Source organism: Acinetobacter sp. ANC 4910 (assembly GCF_004331035.1).
Classification (GTDB): Bacteria; Pseudomonadota; Gammaproteobacteria; order Pseudomonadales; family Moraxellaceae; genus Acinetobacter.
In genome coordinates this window covers 178,007-195,879 of record NZ_SJNT01000004.1, presented here as the reverse complement: position 1 = coordinate 195,879, position 17,873 = coordinate 178,007, and the positions used below count along the sequence as shown (strand labels likewise).

Genomic DNA, 17,873 nt, shown 5'->3' with positions numbered 1-17,873 from the left:
GGAAAATTGATGAAAACCAAATATTGTTTAGAGTTGGCTGATGCTGAATTGATCTTAAATGCAGCCTATGCGTATGCTTTACAACATGGCTTTGCGGTGAGTATCGCGGTCGTTGATGAAACAGGCTGTTTGTTGAGTATGAAGCGTATGGATGGTGCATCTCCAATGACTGCGAGATTGTGTCATGAAAAAGCACAATGTTCGGCCATCAGCAAACGTCCTACTAAATTGTTTGAAGATTTAATTCGTAATGGACAAGATGGATTCCTGACAGTCGAAAGTCTTTCTGGAATGCTTGAGGGGGGTGAACCTATTTTATATCAAGGGGAACTCATTGGGGCAATAGGAATTTCTGGTGTTAAATCATTTCAGGATGCAGAAATTGCTCAATATGCCATTCAAAAATTTCTGGCACAGGTTCAGCTTTAAGCTTACTAAGCATTACTCAAAATGACTCGACTTAAATCTTCTTAAAAAGAATGAACGCTAAGCTTTACATAAAATTTTTTGGTCATGGATTCTCTTGAGCCAAGCATTCTCGGTGAGGTAAATATTAAAGTAGCGATTAAAGCTACAGCGTTGAATTCACAATGCTAAAGCACAGGATGCTCCCATTTGAGATTTAGAGTGAACATACTGGGTTGAAACCATTGGAGATAAAATCTTTAGAACCGACTGATCGGATGAGTACGTAGATGTGTATTGAGAGCGATACTATCGATGCAGTTTTAGGTAGGAGAATCGTTTGCGTGAGATTTGGCGCAGGATTTTAAAGCCTATGTTGTTGATTTTATGATGGTGATGCGTTTAGGTAAATTATGTCGTGCCAATCATATCCATATTCATCATTAAGCTGTGAAGCAAAGCATAACTGTCAAAAAAATGATTCAGTGCAGGACGCATAATTCTGAATGTGAGTGAAATCGAACTTTTTTGGATAAAATCGTAAAAAACGCTGACTTTTGTCTATTTTTGCATTGTAATTTACAAAGGAGCTTCTTATTATTGCCCGCTTGTTTGCACAGTCAGCTTGGAATATCTCTTGAGTCAATTTCTGAATGAACATCTGATCCACCGTGACGAGAATTTTATGGTAATCCATAAACCCGCGGGGATTCTTACAGTGCCAGGAAAAACGGCTGACTTACAAGACTGTGTGATTAATCGGTTGCTCCAAGAAGAGCCGAGAACCTTGTTGATTCATCGTCTAGATCGAGATACCTCGGGTATTTTGGTCTTTGCACTTTCTAAATTCGGACAAAACCGAATTTCACGTCAGTTTCAAGAACGCCAAACGTCAAAAATTTATCAAGCGGTGGTGGCTGGACACTTGCAAGGTGAGGGAACTGTAGATGTACCTGTGGTGTATGATCCATCACGCCCTCCGTTGCATATTGCTGACCCAAGTCATAACAAACCAGCCCTAACTCATTGGAAGGCGACCGAACATTTTGAAATGCAAGGTCAGCCTGTGACTCGTGTAGAACTAACACCGATTACAGGGCGTTCGCATCAGCTCCGTGTACACATGCAATATTTGGGACATCCTATTGTAGGTGATACGTTGTATGCCACGCCAGAGCAACTGTTATTGGATCGCTTATGCCTACATGCAGAGCGTTTAAGCTTTCTACATCCTAAAACAGAGCAGTTAGTTGAATTCTACTGCCCAGTACCGTTTTAAGGCGAAAAAAATACGCTTCAGATTCGAATAAGCCCACTTTTTTAGTGAGCTTTATGTCAAAATATATTGCTTAAAGCCATGAAACTTTGTTCAAATAATATTCTCTTTTGAGCAATTATTTCTTGGTCTACATTTGAGATAAAGGTGGAAAAATTGCAGCAGTTTGCTATTGGTCAACGTTGGTTATCTGACACAGAAACAGAGCTTGGCTTAGGGGTATTAATTGACGTTGATGAACGATCGATTAGCATCTTATTCCCAAAAAGCGACGAAACGCGAGTATATGCCCGAAACAATGCCCCTTTATCTCGTATCGTATTTAATACGAATGATGAAGTGCATGATCAGGAAGGAACGCAATGGCTGGTCGAGTCATTGGAGCATCATCATGGTGTGGTACGTTACGCTGTCGTGCGTAGCTTAGAAGATGGTACGCAAGAACGTAAAACCCTGAATGAAACCCGTATTGGCGCTCAAATTCAATTATCTAAGCCTTTAGATCGATTATTGGCAAGCCAAATTGACTATAAAGAATGGTATGACCTGCGTATTGAAGCCATGCTGATGCAAGCCAATATGCAAAGCAGCCCATTACGTGGCTTGGTTGGTGCGCGTGTTGGTTTAATTCCACATCAACTTTATATTGCACATGAAGTGGGTAAGCGTTTTGCACCGCGTGTTTTACTGGCCGATGAAGTCGGTTTGGGGAAAACCATCGAAGCGGGTTTGATTATCCACCAACAATTAAAAACAGGCCGTTCCGAACGTATTCTGATTTTAGTTCCTGATTCATTACAGTATCAGTGGATGATTGAAATGCGCCGTCGTTTCAATCTAGCATTCTCTATTTTTGATTTGACCCGTACCGCGTCTATTAAAGAACATGACCCTGAACTCAATCCATTCTTGACTGAGCAATGCATTATTGCCAGTGTTGACTTGATGATTGACCATGACGACTTACGTGAACAAGCATTGGAAGCTGGTTTCGATTTGTTAGTCGTGGACGAAGCTCATCACTTAATGTGGAATGAGGAAGACGGTGGCAATGATCGTTATGATCTGGTCGAAGAGTTGGCTGAACAAACTCCGGGCGTATTATTGTTAACGGCAACACCAGAGCAACTGGGTGTTGAAAGTCATTTTGCCCGTTTACGTTTACTCGATCCGCAACGTTTTAGTTCATTAGACCGTTTCTTGGATGAAGAAGAAAAGTATCAACATACTGCAAAAATTGCAGAAGTGCTGATGTCTGATTTACCTCTAGAAGACAGTCATTTAGCAGCAATTGAACAGTTATTGGGTCACCGTATTAGCGATGAACCAGAACAACGTTTCCGTGCAATCCATGAATTACTTGACCGTCATGGTACAGGTCGTATTTTATTCCGTAATACCCGTGAAGCGATTCAAGGCTTCCCAGGTCGTGACTGTCAGCCTGCACCATTACCTGCACCAGAAAACTGGTCGAAAGATGGCAAATTGCGTGAGCAAATGTGGCCTGAAGAAGCACAGCTTGATGGTGCTTGGATGGAATTTGACCCACGTGTGGGCTGGCTCATGGAAATGTTACGTACTCAGTTAAAACACAAAAAAGTGTTGTTGATTGCACGTAGTGGTCCTGTGGTAGAAGCTTTGGAAAATGCGCTGCGTTTACATGCAGGCATTCGTACCGCCATGTTCCACGAAGGTATGAGTTTGCTTGAGCGTGACCAAGCAGCAGCTTATTTTGCTGAAGATTCTTATGGTGCACAAATTTTACTCTGTTCTGAAATTGGTTCAGAAGGTCGTAACTTCCAATTTGCATCGGACTTGGTGTTATTTGACTTACCTGCCAACCCTGACGTATTAGAGCAGCGTATTGGTCGTTTAGACCGTATTGGTCAAGAAAACCGTATTCAAATCCATGTGCCATACCTAGAAGGTACTGCCCAAGAGCGTATGTTCCGTTGGTATAACGAAGCGCTGAATATTTTTAGTAATATTTCGCCGACGGCACAAACGCTACAAGAAAACTTTATTGTTCATTTAAAAGACTGTTTGCTTGCAGATATGGGGCAACAGTTCGAAGATTTGCTTGAAGAAGTTAGCGTACAACGTGAAGCATTAGAAGCGGAATTACAAGCAGGGCGTGACCGCCTACTTGAATACAATTCATGCCGTCCGATTGTGGCGCAAGAAATTGTGCAAGCACTTGAAGATTATGATGACAACACTACTTTGCCAATGTTTATGAAGCGATTTATGGCTTCAACCAACATTGATTTTGATGAGCAAAGCAATGGTACGGTCATTATTAAACCGACAGATCAAATGCAAGTTCAGGGCTTAACCTTGGATGAAGATGGAATGACTGCGACGTTCTATCGCGATCAAGCCCAAGTCCGTGAAGATGCACAATATTTGACTTTAGAACATCCATTCACTGAAAGTGTCATGGAAATGATCAATACGCAGGCCTTTGGTAGTACCAATGTTGCGATTTTAAAGTCGAATGCATTAAAACAAGGTTCAATTCTGTTAGAAGTTTGGTTCAAGGTCGATGTAATTGCACCGAAAGCATTGAACTTACCATCAAGCTTGCCACAACAATTAATTCGCGTATTACTCAGTGAAACTGGGCAAGATTTGTCGATGAAGATTGAACCAAGCATTCTTAAGCCGTATTTACATCATTTAGACAGCAATAGTTGCCGCCAAGTGGTGAAAGCACGTCGTGATGTGATTGAAGAGCGTTATCAACAAGCCTTGAATATTGCCAAAACTGCTTTGCCAGAAATGAAGCAGCAAGCCAAAGAAATTTATGGTGGAAAATGGCAATATGAAATTGACCGTTTAAGCTACTTGAAGCAATTTAATCCAAGTATCCGTGAAGACGAAATTACACGTTTGCAAAAATTGCAAAAAGAAGGCATTGCTTTATTGGATGGTTTATCTGTGACTCCAGACGCCATTCAAGTGTTAGTTGTGGTTAAACCATAAGGTTTAACTTTCGATTTAGCCAATAAAAAAGCACCTGATGGTGCTTTTTTATTGGGAATTTTAACTGCTGATATATTTAATGAATTTGTGATTCATCCAAATGACGCGCACCTTCCAAAATCATACGAATCATAATCATGGTTTGCTCTGCCATTGCTTTACGTTCTTCATTCGGTAAATCAATGACTTTGGCTCCCATGTTAAATACCAACTGGGTAATGGCTTTGGCTGCTAAGTCAGGGTGTGCCATTTTGCTGTGATTGAGACGTTCAAGGCGGATCAAGTCATCTTTAAGTTCTTGCTGGAAATAATTGAGCTGTCGATCTACTGCAAGTTTATACGAAGCAGAGCCTGTATAACCTTCACGTAATAGCAGGCTTAAATTACCTTCATCGGTATTCAACTGCTCAATAAATACTTCAACCGAACTACGAATAATGCTGCTTTGCTTGATCGCTTGTAAACGTGCTTCATGCAGAATCTGACGTAACACGTTCCCTGAACGGTCTATCAGTTCAATGGCAAGCTCATCTATATCTTTGAAATGTCGATAAAAACTATTAGGTGCAATACCTGCTTCACGCGCAACTTCACGTAGACTTAAAGAGGCAATACTTTTCTGTGGTCCAATCAGTTTGAGTGCTGCTTGGAATAATTCATCTTTCGTAATGGTAGCTTTACGACCGACAGAACGTACCACAACGGGTTCATGTGCCGTACTAAGGTCATGAGTCGTAGTATCGTGTTTTGTTTTGATCGAAGGCTGGTTCATATTTTTCAATAGATTAAATGCTTTTTTGCATTATAGCCTTTACTGCTTGTGATGGGAAATGAATAAAAAAATACGAATATATATACAAATATATATACATGTGTATAATAATTAAAAGTCAATTGCGTGGTCTTAAAGATGTTCATGCTAAAAAAATCAAATTCTCCCCTTAATTTTTTAGTCGACAGTGTTGTTGATCAGCACTCGTTGAATTTCTGGTTACAAAAACTCAATCCCCTTTGGTCGGTTGACCAAGCCCTCGGCAAGATTGTTCAAAAGGACAATACTGCTGAAGAGATGGTAAGTTTGACGATTGAAGTCAACCGTCATTTCAAAATGGGTCAAGCGGGTCAGCATCATCCTGTGATGGTGGATGTGAAAGGTGCACGTTATGAGCGGACGTATAGTTTGACTCAAATTGATGCCCAGCATGTCTTGCTCACGGTTAAAAAAGTGGAACAAGGTAAAGTCAGTAATTGGTTGATCAACCAAGCTCAAGTCGGTGATGTACTTGAATTTGGTCAGCCTTATGGCGATATGTTGTTGCCTGCACAAAAGCACCCCTTGATTTTGTTGGCCGCAGGTAGTGGTATTACCCCAATGTACAGCTTATTGACTGCTTTAACTCAGTTGGAGCAATTACCCGAGCGTAAAGTGCACGTGATGTATTGGGTGAAACATTATGCAGATTTCGCATTCAAATCTTATTTTGAACAATGGGCGAAGCAATATCCACAGTTTTCTTATCACGTGTTTTATACCCAAGAAGAAAATGCAGATGCACGCTTAAACGCTGCTCAGGTGGACGCATTGACAGATATTGATCAGTCAATCGTGTATGCCTGTGGTCCTTCAGGTTTTGTACAGCAAGCAGAGCAATTGTTTGCTCAAGCACAACTGTTCCAAAGCGAAGCCTTTAGCATGACGCCTGTGGCAAATGATGATACGGGCTTTGTGAATGTGACTTTAAGTAAATCCAACAAAGTGGTTGCAATTCCACGCGGACAATCCATTTTGGTGGGATTGGAACACGCCAATGTCAAACCAACTTATGGTTGCCGTATGGGTGTTTGCCATAAATGTGTATGTAATAAAGTACAAGGCTCAACCCAAGACATGCTGAATGGTCAACAGAATAGCGAGCCAAGTAATCCATTAAAACTGTGTGTAAGTTCTGCCAAAACAGATCTTGTGATTGATTTATAAGAGAGTTCAATATCATGAATATGCCTGTAAAAGCACAATATTTTAAGAACCCAAAAAATCGTGAACTTACTCAATTTGAGTTAGATGAATTGGCGCGTGAATTAGACGCGATTAAACAAGAAGTCTTGGATGATATTGGCGAAAAAGATGCCAAATATATCCGCCGTGTTTATTCAACGGTACAGTATGCTTCAATTGCTGGCCGTGCCTGCTTATTTGCAGGTTGGTTCCCACCAGCATGGATTTTGGGTACAGGCTTATTGGGCTTTGCCAAAATCATGGAAAATATGGAATTAGGGCACAATGTCATGCACGGTCAATATGACTGGATGAATGATCCTAAATTTAGTGGTCAAAACTACGAGTGGGACATTGTTGGAACCGCCGACAACTGGCGTCAAACCCATAATTATAAGCATCATACCTATACCAACATTAAAGGTATGGATGATGATATTGGTTACGGTTTGCTGCGTTTATTCCCAGAACAACGTTGGAAACCAGGCTTTTTATTACAGCCTTTGTATAGCATTCCATTTTGCTTGTTGTTCCAATGGGGTGTCGCCATTCAGAATCTTGAAATTGGTAAAGTTTGGTTTGGTCGTAAATCTAAACAAGAACTGAAAGAAGAGTGGAAACCGTTACAACGCAAAATTGGCAAGCAATTGTTTAAGGATTATGTATTCTTTCCATTGATTGCAGGTCCAGCAGCATTGCCTGTATTTACAGGGAACCTTGTAGCAAACGGGATTCGTAATATCTGGACTTTTAGTGTAATTTTCTGCGGTCACTTTACCAAAGATGTTGAAGTGTTCCCGAAAACAGTCTTGCAAAATGAAAGCCGTGGCCACTGGTATATGCGTCAAATTCGTGGGTCTTCAAACTTGACGGGTTCAGAAGCATTCCATATTTTGACTGGGCATTTAAGTCATCAAATCGAACATCACTTGTACCCAGATGTACCTGCGCGTCGTTACCGTAAAATGGCGCCTAAAGTACAAGCAGTGTGCGAGAAATATGGTTTGAATTACAGCAATGCTAGTCTGGTAAAACAGTATGGCAGTGTAATCAAACGTATTGTGAAATATGCTTTCCCATTCAAGAAATAATTGAATAAAAACCACTTCTTCGGAAGTGGTTTTTTTATGTCTCCTCAAGTCCAGTTTTTTACTGGATAGTTTTTGGTTAGATCAGAATAAAAATACAACATCTTCAATAGATTGAATTTCCAAACTGGCTTGAATGATTTAGCATGAGACATCACAGATTATTGTAGAGTCCAACGATGTTAGAACGCGGTATTTATCAGCACTATAAAGGTCAGTTGTATCAGGTATTTTCTGTCGCAACGCATAGTGAAACTGAAGAAAAGTTGGTGGTCTATCAATGCTTATATGGCGATTATTCTTTATGGGTGCGTCCTTTAAGTATGTTTACCGAGCAAGTCACTTTAGACGATGGGAAAACGGTTCCTCGCTTTAACTTGATACAAAAAACTGCTATATGAATAGACAACATGAAATAAAAAATGAAATTTAACGTATAGCCAATTTAAAAGTGGAATGTCTCGATGAGTATGAGTCAACAATTTAAAGCAAGAATAAATGATTTATATGTTTCTTTTAAAAAGCATGATGTCACTCAAAAAGACCGATTACGACGTTACCGCAATATTGAACCAGATTCTGCCCAGTTTTTAGCGATGCAAATTCGGATCCAGAAATCCAAGAAAGTTCTAGAAATTGGAACATCGACAGGTTATTCGACCTTGTGGTTGGCAGATGCCTTACAAGTCACGCAAGGACAGCTCACCACCTTAGAAATTGATGCTGCACGCAGTCAGCAGGCACAGCAGTTCGCGCAAGAATTTGGCTTGGACTCATTAATACAGTTTTGGGTGGGAGATGCTAAAAATTATTTAGCTGAATGTACCGAAAAATACGATTTGATTCTACTTGATGCGGAACGCGATGCCTATGTGGACTATTGGTCAGATTTAAAACGCTTATTGTCTAAACAAGGTGGAGTTTTAATTGTTGATAATGTGATTTCACATGCAGAAGAAGTCAAGACTTTCACACAATTAGTGAAAGAAGAGGGCAATTATTTGGTATCGACTTTGTCATTGGGTGCAGGCTTATTGTTGATTACTGCTAAAGATTATGATTTTTGATGTGATGCAAACCATTGATGTGAAAAATCAGGGTTTACCCTGATTTTTTTATTGTTATTTATTGGATGGTAATGCGTGTGAAGTGCAAGTCGTATTCTAGATATTTGTGTACAAAAGCGGCTTTATCACTACAACGTAGCATGTTGGCGTAAACAAATTGGGGCACAGGATGGTAGAGTTCTCCAGAACCATTATTATAAAAAATTTTTAAGTATCTTGAAGTCGCATTGTATTTCCAAGAAGTCACGGCAAGCATTATTCCCATACATACCTCCTTGAATTTGTGAATAAACTCAATGAACCCTTCTGTTTGATTCAACATAAATAAAACAAAAGGCTTACTTCAATGTATAGCAGAAATTACAGGGACTTCAAATATATTCTAAATAAAATTACATGAAATTTAGTTGTAAAAAAACCACGCATAAGGCGTGGTTTTTTGATTCAATCTAATTTAAAAAATTAGATTTTACCTACTAGGTCGATAGACGGAGCAAGAGTTGCATCGCCTTCTTTCCATTTAGCAGGGCACACTTCACCTGGGTGAGAGTGAACGTATTGAGCAGCTTTAACTTTACGAAGAAGTTCTTGAGCATCACGGCCAATACCACCAGCGTTGATTTCAACGATTTGGATTTTGCCTTCAGGATCAATAACGAAAGTACCACGGTCAGCAAGACCAGCAGCTTCGATTAATACTTCGAAGTTTTTAGCAAGCGTCCAAGTTGGGTCGCCAACCATTGGGTATTCAATTTTTTTAATTTCAGCAGAAGAATCGTGCCAAGCTTTGTGTGTGAAATGCGTGTCAGTAGAAACTGCATAGATTTCAACGCCTAATTTTTTGAATTCAGCGTAGTTGTCAGCAAGGTCACCAAGCTCAGTTGGGCATACAAAAGTGAAGTCTGCTGGATAGAAGAATACTACAGACCATTTGCCTTTAAGATCAGCTTCTGTAACTTCAATGAACTGGCCGTTCAAGTAAGCTTGTGCTTTGAATGGTTTAACTTCGGTATTAATTAAGCTCATCATTGTCTCCATGATTGAGGTTAGTTTTTGAATTTGGAAGTAGAATATCGAATTTTTTATTATTGCTGAAACAGTATTTTTACATCACAAGCATCGGAAAAACCGAATAAGTAATTTAAACACCATTCCACTCAATAGCATCATCGTTCATTACAAATGAATTTGATGATGAAAAAATGACAATACGTCACAATCAAATTGTCGTATTTAGATCGTTATTCAACATGCAGTCATCTGTCTAGAATTTCAAGGCTAAAATTGAAAAAAGATATTTTATGTTGGTGTAGTTGTCTATTTTTCTGACAAATTCAAGTACGAAATGCGGTAAGACGCTTTCTCTCTGCTTTAGTATTAAGCCTTTAATTTTAGCTATGAAATGATTAAATGGAGTGAAATATAACCATATTTCATGAGCAGATTCGCTATCGCGTTGAAGATGCTTTCTCTATGGCAGCTTAAGGCGTAAAATGATCGATTCAAATTTTTACTGGGATAACTCATCTGTGCAAAGTCATTTAAATATCGATCAATGGGTTATGGCCCGCGACCGTCATCGTTTAAATCGACTACGCCGTAGCAAAGATGGTGATCCACAGCAATATCAAGAGCTGTTTGAACAGTCTAATCTTAAAGTTCGTGCGCGTTTTGCCCGTCTGCCACAAATTAAACTGAATCAAGACCTGCCTGTTACGCAGTCGGCTGAACAATTGATGGCTGCGATTCAACAGCACCAAGTCATTATTGTGGCAGGTGAAACAGGTTCAGGTAAAACCACACAGTTACCGCAAATTGCCATGTTAGCAGGGCGTGGCTTAACAGGCATGATTGGCCATACTCAGCCACGTCGTTTGGCCGCACGTAGCGTTTCACAGCGTATTGCTGAAGAAGTGGGCGAAAAACTCGGAGAATCCATCAGCTTCAAAGTTCGTTTTAATGAACAAGGCTCGCAAGACTCGATTGTGCGCTTAATGACAGATGGTATTTTGCTGGCTGAGCTTTCGCATGACCGCTATTTAAGTAAATACGATACGATCATTATTGATGAAGCGCATGAGCGCTCGTTGAATATTGATTTTATTATGGGTTATTTGAAGCAGTTACTGCCAAAACGTCCTGATTTAAAAGTCATTGTGACTTCTGCAACTTTAGATGTGCAGCGCTTTAGTCAATATTTTTACGGTGCGCCCATTTTTGAAGTGGAGGGTCGAAGCTTTCCTGTCGAAGTGCGTTATCGTCCAATTTCCGAGTTAAGCATCGGTGGGAGTGATGATGACGAATTTGATGATTTTGAAGAGAATCTGCCACGTGCGGTAGTACAAGCGGTAGAAGAATGTTTTCAAGATGCACAGGAAAAAGGTCATCCTGAACATGCTGATATTCTAATTTTTGCCAGTACCGAGCAGGAAATTCGAGAATTACAAGAAACCTTGCAGAAATATGGTCCACGTCATACTGAAATTTTACCGCTTTATGCGCGGTTGGCTTTGGCAGATCAACAAAAGATTTTTAATTCCTCAGGTGGTGGTCGACGCATTATTATTGCGACTAACGTTGCCGAAACCGCTTTGACTGTACCGAATATTCGCTATGTGATTGATAGTGGTTTTGCCCGTATTTCACGCTATAACTATCGTTCACGTGTGCAACGTTTACCCATTGAAGCAATTTCTCAAGCGGCAGCTAATCAACGTAAAGGGCGTTGTGGACGTATCGCACCGGGTGTATGTATTCGTTTATACAGTGAAGAAGATTTTCAAAGTCGTCCTGAATTTACGGAACCTGAAATTAAACGCACCAATTTGGCTTCTGTTATTTTGCAAATGCAAAGTCTGAATTTGGTTTCGCTTGAAGCCTTCGATTTTATTGAGCCACCAGATCACAGGCTTGTGAATGATGGTCGTAAACTCTTGGTTGAACTGGGTGCAATGACTGAGAAAAATCCTTCTAAGCCTTCTTTGGATAAAGAAGGACTTGAAAAAACGCCTCTTTCTAATAAAGGGGTTGGGGGAGACTCTCTCACCAAAATTGGTCAACAAATGGCAAAAATGCCAATTGATCCACGTTTAGCCCGTATGATTTTGGGTGGGGCGCATTTTGGTGTTTTAAATGAAGTCCTGATTATTGTCGCGGCTTTGGCAGTACAAGATCCTCGCGAGCGCCCTGCGGATAAACAAATGCAGGCAGATCAAAAACATGCCTTATTCCGTGAAGCCGATTCAGACTTCCTGTTTTATTTGAAGTTATGGGAAGCGATACATGATCCTGTTGAGTCCATGAGTGAGAACAAGCGTCGTACTTTCGCACATCAACATTTTTTAAGTTGGTTGCGCCTACGTGAGTGGAAGAAAACGCATGAACAATTGTTGGATCTGGCCAAAGGCTTAAACCTTTCCTTTAATGATAAAAAAGCCAGTTATGAAAACTTACATCGTGCTTTATTAACAGGACTCTTATCGTTTATTGCCAATAAAACCGATGAACGTAATGTCTTTATGGCAGTCCGCCAACAGAAAGCACGTGTATTTCCGGCTTCAACTTTACATAAGAGCAATACGCCGTGGATTATGGCGTTTGAAATGGTGGAAACCTCACAGGTTTATTTGCGGACCTTAGCCAAAATTGAACCTGAATGGATTCTTTTGGCTGCTCGTGATTTATTGAAATACCATTATTTTGAACCGCATTGGTCGAAAAAAGCCGGTATTGTAAATGCCTATGCACAAATTTCATTGTTTGGTTTGATTATTGAGCCAAAACGAATGATTAATTATGAAAAGGTTGATCATCTTGCAGCGCATGAAATTTTTCTAAGAGATGCCTTAACCACAGGTAATTTGGGCATACTTCCGCCATTTTTAAAGCATAATTTATTAAAACTAGAAGAAGTGGAACGGGTCGAAGACAAATTGCGTCGACGTGACCTCGTGGTAGATGAAGAAACGATTTATCAGTTCTATGCGGCTAAAATCCCCGTTGAAATTGCCAGTCGTCGTAGTTTTGAAGATTGGCGTGCCACCATTGAGCCTACGCAACCTCGTTTCTTGTACGTAGAAGATGATTCATTGTGGTTGAATGATCGTCCGACCACACAACAGTTCCCTGATTATTTGCATAATGGTGAGCTACGTTTAGCTGCAAGTTATCGTTTTGACCCAAGCCATGATGAAGATGGGGCTACGGTTAAAATTCCTGTGCAGGCTTTACCACAAGTGGATGAAAACATTTGGTCTTGGGGAATTCCAGGTTGGCGACAAGATTTAATTGAAGCCTTATTAAAAGCGTTGCCAAAAGATAAGCGTCGTAATTTAGTTCCGATTCCTGATACTGCAAAAAAAATCATGCAGCGGATAGATGCGGTACATCTACGTGAGCATTTATTTAGCTTCTTGGCATTTCAACTCCGTGGCGAACAGATTACTGAAAAAGATTTTTCTTTTGAAAGAATAGATCAATATTTGCTGCCTTTCATTAAAGTGATTGATGAAAAAGGGCGTGTAATTGAGAAGGGGCGTAATTTAGCTGAATTAAAAGCACGTTGCCGTACCGAAACCCATAGTCCCGTCAAGCAAGCCAAAGGACAATTCCAAACTTTCCCTGAAGATTTTGTGTTTGAAGCTTCGCATAAAGTTACAGGGGTTGTGGTCAAACAATATCAAGCACTTGTTCCTGTTAAAGTTTTTGCAAATTTAGATGCTAAAGATACTTCAGGCATTGTGATACAGACCTTTAATGACCAGAATGAAGCGATTAAGCAGCATCGTGAAGGGATTATTCATCTGATGCATTTACAATTGGGCGACTTGGTTCGTCAATTGAAAAAGCAAATTTCCAAGCCAATGGCGCTGGCATATTCGCCACTAGGTGACAAGGCAAAACTGGAACAGATGTTGGTTTATGCCACGCTACAATTAGCCATTACTGAACTGCCAATTAATCAGGCGGAATTTCAGCAATTACTGCTCAAGGTTAAACAAAACTTTTTAACGCACGGTCAACAGGCGTTAAAAATGATGAGTGAAATTTTTATTCAGTGGCAAAGCATCCGCCAGAAATTATTAATGCTAGATGGCGATATATTTGGACGTAGTATGGATGATATTGAAGACCAATTGGACCTAATGCAATTGGCGAATTTTGTCTATAGCAAACCCGTCGATGTGTGGACTGAGTATTCACGATATTTAGCAGCTTTGCTATTGCGTTTGGACCGCTTGCCCAATAATCTCCAACGAGATATTGCTGCCATTGGACAGATTGATCCGTGGATGGATAAATTATTTCAATATAAAAATGACGTTCGTTTGAAAGAATTGTATTTCATGATCGAAGAGTTACGTATTTCGTTGTTTTCTCAGCCGATGAAAACCAAGATGCCTATTTCTGCGACACGGCTACAAAAGCTATGGGAACGTCTTAGTATCGGTTAAAATTGAGCGAATTTAGAGAAGGAGTTTTACATGGGCATTCGTATTACAGGTACAGGCTTGTTCCACCCAGAACACGTCATTACCAATGAAGAGCTAGTTGAAAGTCTAAATGCTTATGTGGAACAGTATAACCTTGACCATGCTGAGCAAATTGCAGCAGGCGAGTTAGAAGAACGTCGTGGTTCTAGTGCCGAATTTATTGAAAAGGCCTCTGGTGTAAAGCGCCGTTATGTTGCTGAAAAAGCAGGTGTATTAGATCCAAACCGTTTACGCCCACGTTTAGCTGAGCGTAGCGATGATGAGCTATCCATTCAGGCTGAGTGGGGCGTGATTGCTGCAAAGCAAGCTATGGAAAATGCAGGTGTGACTGCAGAAGACATCGATGTTGTGATTTTGGCATGTTCAAATTTACAACGTGCCTATCCAGCGGTTGCGATTGAAATTCAGACGGCACTGGGTATTCAAGGTTATGCCTATGACATGAATGTGGCATGTTCTGCGGCAACCTTTGGTTTAAAACAAGCCTATGATGCCATTAAGTCGGGTGCGCGTCGTGTGTTGTTAGTAAACGTTGAGTTAACTTCAGGTCATACCGACTACCGTTCACGCGATTGCCACTTTATTTTTGGTGATGTTGCGACGGCTTCAATTATTGAAAATACTGAAACTAAATCTGGTTTTGAAATTTTAGATACCAATTTATTTACGCAGTTTTCCAACAACATTCGTAATAACTTTGGCTTCTTAAACGGTTCTGAACTCACTTCACGTGATGACAAGCAATTCCGTCAAGATGGTCGTAAAGTGTTTAAAGAAGTTTGTCCTTTAGTGGCAAAAATGATTACGGCTCAGTTGGAAAAGAACAACATCTTGCCGAGTCAAGTGAAGCGTTTTTGGTTACACCAAGCCAATGTCAACATGAATGAACTGATTTTGAAATTAGTTGTGGGTAAAGAAGCAGCTGAAGCGGATCCAAGTTTAGTTCCTATTATTCTCGATGAGTTTGCCAATACCTCTTCTGCAGGTGTCATGATTGCATTACATCGTTCTGCGCACGAAGTGAATGATGGTGAATATGGTGTACTGTGTTCGTTCGGTGCGGGTTATTCTGTAGGATCAATTTTGGTTCAAAAGCACGTCGCTTAAGCTTATAGCGTTGAAGCCTGTATTTTTGGCTTAGCGTTATAGACTCGAAAACATCCTCTCATATTCAGGGTTATGGGCTTGAATGATGAGGGGATGTTTTTTATGTTGAATTAACATAGAAAGCAGTAATTTCTATTTTAAATGAATAACATAAGATTAAAAATTAAAACCATCAGGCCGCTTGAGTCACTTGATGGTTTTAAGTTTCACATGAGCATCAAAGATTAAAATTTCTTCTCTACGCTGAACAATATGCTAGGAATGGCTTGACTTGTACGTGCTTGATAGAGGCTGCCATCAGATTGATCACTCAGACGTTCTTTGTAGTCAGTACTTAACAGGTTACGCGCGCTTAATGTGGTCGCCCAACCCTGTTTAAAGCGTTTGGTTGCACTGATGTCCAAATTGACTCGTTCGTTACTGGTTCGATCATAGGGCTGATTTTCTAAAGCACGGGTAAACTCTGGGGTATAGCTGAGATTGGCACTGGTCGAAATTTGCCACGGCTGATAGTTATAAGAAAGCCCCATACTGGCTGAATAGGGTGCAACATCACTGACTAAACGATCTTGATGCGTTATATCATCTTCGACTTTGGCGCGAATGGTCGAGAGTTGACTATTGAGCATCCATGAATGCCCTTGAGCAGTTTGTTTTAATGCATAACGTCCAGAGAGCTCGACACCATAGGTGGTTGCGTGATCTTGGTTTTGAGGGCGTTTTACATAACGTCCATTTTCTTGTTGAATTACAGATTCAATATAATCATCAATTTGACGGTAGAATCCTGTGATGTTTACGCCACCCGCAGGCATATTAAAACCTAAAGTGGACTCATAAGCGGTAATTTTTTCAGGACGTAAAAATGGATTGCCGCCGCGGTCTGGGTTATTTAGGCTGCCTGCATCACTGTCAGTCGAAACAGACACCGTGGGTAATAAGTCGTCAGCTTTGGGGTTACGAAATGCCTGACTGATATTGGTTTGAAGTGACCAATGATCATTAAAATTATAACGATGTGCAACGACTGGGCTAAGGTTTTGGTCATCATAATCGACTAAGCCCGTACGATGTATCCATTCTTGACGTAAACCAAGAGTCAAAGTTTGTTGATCAGTAAAACGCCAACTGCCTTCGCTATATAGGGCATAACGTTGTTCATCTAAGGTATCGGCTGTATTGCTTTCTAAGCTGCTTGAACGTGTATCTAAGCCAAACTTAATTTGACGATGTTCATCAAATTGGCGGACACCATCATATGCCAAACCCAGTTCTTCAATCTGCTGATCTATATACTGGGAGGAAAGTGGAGATCGGGTCAGTTCAGTTTCATTTTGTTTTTCATAAGACAGACGGACTTTGTCCGAGTTCTTATTCACCTGACGTTCGAAGCGCGTGTTCAGGCGCATACTGTCATTTTTGTCTTGTTGAACTTGATCGGAACGTGATCCATCCCGTTCATGGTTACGATAAAACAGTTCCGCCACAACCTTCTTTTCATCATCAATTTCATATTCCAGGCGTGGACTAATCATGGATGCTTTACGCTCAGAAACATTCTTTTGTACACGAGTTTGGTTTGCCGTTTGAGTTTGTGTTATTGAAGTGGTGTCGTCCCAATTTTGATTGGCAGATAGGCTATATAACCAAGGGCTATCACGACCATCCATTTGTAGCGTGACATTCTTGCGCTCTTCTTCTGAAGCTCCAGAGTGGTTAAATCCATAGCCAACTCGAGCTGTTCCACCAAGACGTGAACTTTGTAATGGTTCTTTTAAAATAATATTAATGACGGCAGAGGCGGCAACAGAAGCTTGAGTGACACTCGGCTGCTTGGTAATTTCAATACGCTCAATCATGTCTGGCGTAAGGGTATCAATAATGGACATACCCCCACGAGGTCCGCCTTGTACAGGTTCACCGTTGATCATGAAAATAGGTGCACCGCCACCACGGAAGCGCATACCTGATGCTCCACCTGGACCACGCGGACCAGTAGCAGATGGCATTTGAAAACCTGTTGCACGTCTTAAGGCATCGCTGACAGATTGATCGCCATATTTCAGCATTTCTTCACGATTGATAATGGTTTTTGCAATTGCACTAATATCATTATTTTTATTTGTAGGTGCGTTGGCTTGGAGCTTTAATGTTTTTAGAGTTTGTATAGGTTCTTCGGTCACTTTGGGGGTTGAATCAGCCGCCCAGCTCACTGAATATAAGCTGAGTAAGGCAACAGTTAAGGCACTCTGTTTCCATGCAGACGATAAAGCATCCATGAACAATGTTTCCAAATGTAATTTCGCGTAAGATTAAACTAAAATTGTGTAGAAAGATTGTGGAAGTGTAGATTTCATCCTATTTGGGATAAATCCAAACAATACAGCCAATTTTTTATTATTTTTTGATGACTTAGCTTTTATCGTATGGTTGTTTATGTATGATTTATTTTGATGA

General features: G+C 40.5%; 13 protein-coding genes. 9 read left to right on the top strand and 4 right to left on the bottom strand.

The features are described 5' to 3' along the window. Window positions 1-9: 9 nt before the first annotated feature. The 3 genes from E0H82_RS05755 (at window position 10) to rapA (ending at window position 4,666) form a co-directional block, all read left to right on the top strand. Window positions 10-429 carry a GlcG/HbpS family heme-binding protein gene (locus tag E0H82_RS05755; protein WP_131263756.1) on the top strand — a complete coding sequence of 140 codons (420 nt, stop codon included), beginning with the start codon at window positions 10-12 and terminating at the stop codon, window positions 427-429. A gap of 613 nt (window positions 430-1,042) precedes the next feature. After that, a complete protein-coding gene (locus tag E0H82_RS05750) occupies window positions 1,043-1,684 on the top strand; it encodes an RluA family pseudouridine synthase (protein WP_131263755.1) in 642 nt (213 codons plus the stop codon). Window positions 1,685-1,828: 144 nt separating this feature from the next. Continuing rightward, window positions 1,829-4,666, top strand: coding sequence for an RNA polymerase-associated protein RapA (rapA, locus tag E0H82_RS05745; RefSeq protein ID WP_131263754.1), 2,838 nt, complete (start codon window positions 1,829-1,831; stop codon window positions 4,664-4,666). Window positions 4,667-4,742: 76 nt separating this feature from the next. On the opposite strand, the gene fabR is transcribed toward rapA, so the two are convergent. After that, a complete protein-coding gene (gene fabR / locus E0H82_RS05740; protein ID WP_116761705.1) occupies window positions 4,743-5,438 on the bottom strand; it encodes an HTH-type transcriptional repressor FabR in 696 nt (231 codons plus the stop codon). A gap of 138 nt (window positions 5,439-5,576) precedes the next feature. Between fabR and E0H82_RS05735 the strand changes: the two genes are divergently transcribed. From E0H82_RS05735 to E0H82_RS05720, 4 genes are all read left to right on the top strand, one after another. Further along, window positions 5,577-6,644 carry a ferredoxin reductase gene (locus tag E0H82_RS05735; RefSeq protein WP_131263753.1) on the top strand — a complete coding sequence of 356 codons (1,068 nt, stop codon included), beginning with the start codon at window positions 5,577-5,579 and terminating at the stop codon, window positions 6,642-6,644. 14 nt (window positions 6,645-6,658) lie between these two features. Beyond that, window positions 6,659-7,753, top strand: coding sequence for a fatty acid desaturase family protein (locus E0H82_RS05730; protein WP_131263752.1), 1,095 nt, complete (start codon window positions 6,659-6,661; stop codon window positions 7,751-7,753). Window positions 7,754-7,929: 176 nt separating this feature from the next. Next, window positions 7,930-8,151 (top strand): DUF1653 domain-containing protein, encoded by a 222-nt coding sequence (locus E0H82_RS05725; RefSeq protein ID WP_131263751.1) that lies wholly within the window; start codon window positions 7,930-7,932, stop codon window positions 8,149-8,151. 63 nt (window positions 8,152-8,214) lie between these two features. Beyond that, complete coding sequence (locus E0H82_RS05720; protein WP_131263750.1) at window positions 8,215-8,817, top strand: O-methyltransferase; 603 nt, start codon at window positions 8,215-8,217, stop codon at window positions 8,815-8,817. Between the two features lie 58 nt (window positions 8,818-8,875). Here E0H82_RS05720 and E0H82_RS05715 read toward each other — a convergent pair whose 3' ends face one another. Further along, window positions 8,876-9,082 (bottom strand): KTSC domain-containing protein, encoded by a 207-nt coding sequence (locus E0H82_RS05715; RefSeq protein WP_016167443.1) that lies wholly within the window; start codon window positions 9,080-9,082, stop codon window positions 8,876-8,878. Between the two features lie 197 nt (window positions 9,083-9,279). Next, window positions 9,280-9,843, bottom strand: coding sequence for an alkyl hydroperoxide reductase subunit C (gene ahpC / locus E0H82_RS05710; RefSeq protein WP_131263749.1), 564 nt, complete (start codon window positions 9,841-9,843; stop codon window positions 9,280-9,282). Between the two features lie 503 nt (window positions 9,844-10,346). Between ahpC and hrpA the strand changes: the two genes are divergently transcribed. After that, window positions 10,347-14,270 carry an ATP-dependent RNA helicase HrpA gene (gene hrpA / locus E0H82_RS05705; protein WP_131263881.1) on the top strand — a complete coding sequence of 1,308 codons (3,924 nt, stop codon included), beginning with the start codon at window positions 10,347-10,349 and terminating at the stop codon, window positions 14,268-14,270. Window positions 14,271-14,300: 30 nt separating this feature from the next. Continuing rightward, on the top strand, window positions 14,301-15,416 hold the full coding sequence (locus tag E0H82_RS05700; RefSeq protein WP_131263748.1) for a beta-ketoacyl-ACP synthase III: 1,116 nt from the start codon (window positions 14,301-14,303) through the stop codon (window positions 15,414-15,416). Between the two features lie 224 nt (window positions 15,417-15,640). On the opposite strand, the gene E0H82_RS05695 is transcribed toward E0H82_RS05700, so the two are convergent. After that, a complete protein-coding gene (locus E0H82_RS05695) occupies window positions 15,641-17,695 on the bottom strand; it encodes a TonB-dependent receptor plug domain-containing protein (protein WP_131263747.1) in 2,055 nt (684 codons plus the stop codon). Window positions 17,696-17,873: the final 178 nt, after the last annotated feature.

Coding starts and splice junctions, on each gene's coding strand:
- E0H82_RS05725 (WP_131263751.1), top strand. CDS start 7,930: ATGTTAGAACGCGGTATTTATCAGCACTATAAAGGTCAGTTGTATCAG.
- E0H82_RS05735 (WP_131263753.1), top strand. CDS start 5,577: ATGTTCATGCTAAAAAAATCAAATTCTCCCCTTAATTTTTTAGTCGAC.
- E0H82_RS05695 (WP_131263747.1), bottom strand. CDS start 17,695: ATGGATGCTTTATCGTCTGCATGGAAACAGAGTGCCTTAACTGTTGCC.
- fabR (WP_116761705.1), bottom strand. CDS start 5,438: ATGAACCAGCCTTCGATCAAAACAAAACACGATACTACGACTCATGAC.
- E0H82_RS05730 (WP_131263752.1), top strand. CDS start 6,659: ATGAATATGCCTGTAAAAGCACAATATTTTAAGAACCCAAAAAATCGT.
- E0H82_RS05700 (WP_131263748.1), top strand. CDS start 14,301: ATGGGCATTCGTATTACAGGTACAGGCTTGTTCCACCCAGAACACGTC.
- E0H82_RS05715 (WP_016167443.1), bottom strand. CDS start 9,082: ATGGGAATAATGCTTGCCGTGACTTCTTGGAAATACAATGCGACTTCA.
- ahpC (WP_131263749.1), bottom strand. CDS start 9,843: ATGAGCTTAATTAATACCGAAGTTAAACCATTCAAAGCACAAGCTTAC.
- E0H82_RS05720 (WP_131263750.1), top strand. CDS start 8,215: ATGAGTATGAGTCAACAATTTAAAGCAAGAATAAATGATTTATATGTT.
- E0H82_RS05755 (WP_131263756.1), top strand. CDS start 10: ATGAAAACCAAATATTGTTTAGAGTTGGCTGATGCTGAATTGATCTTA.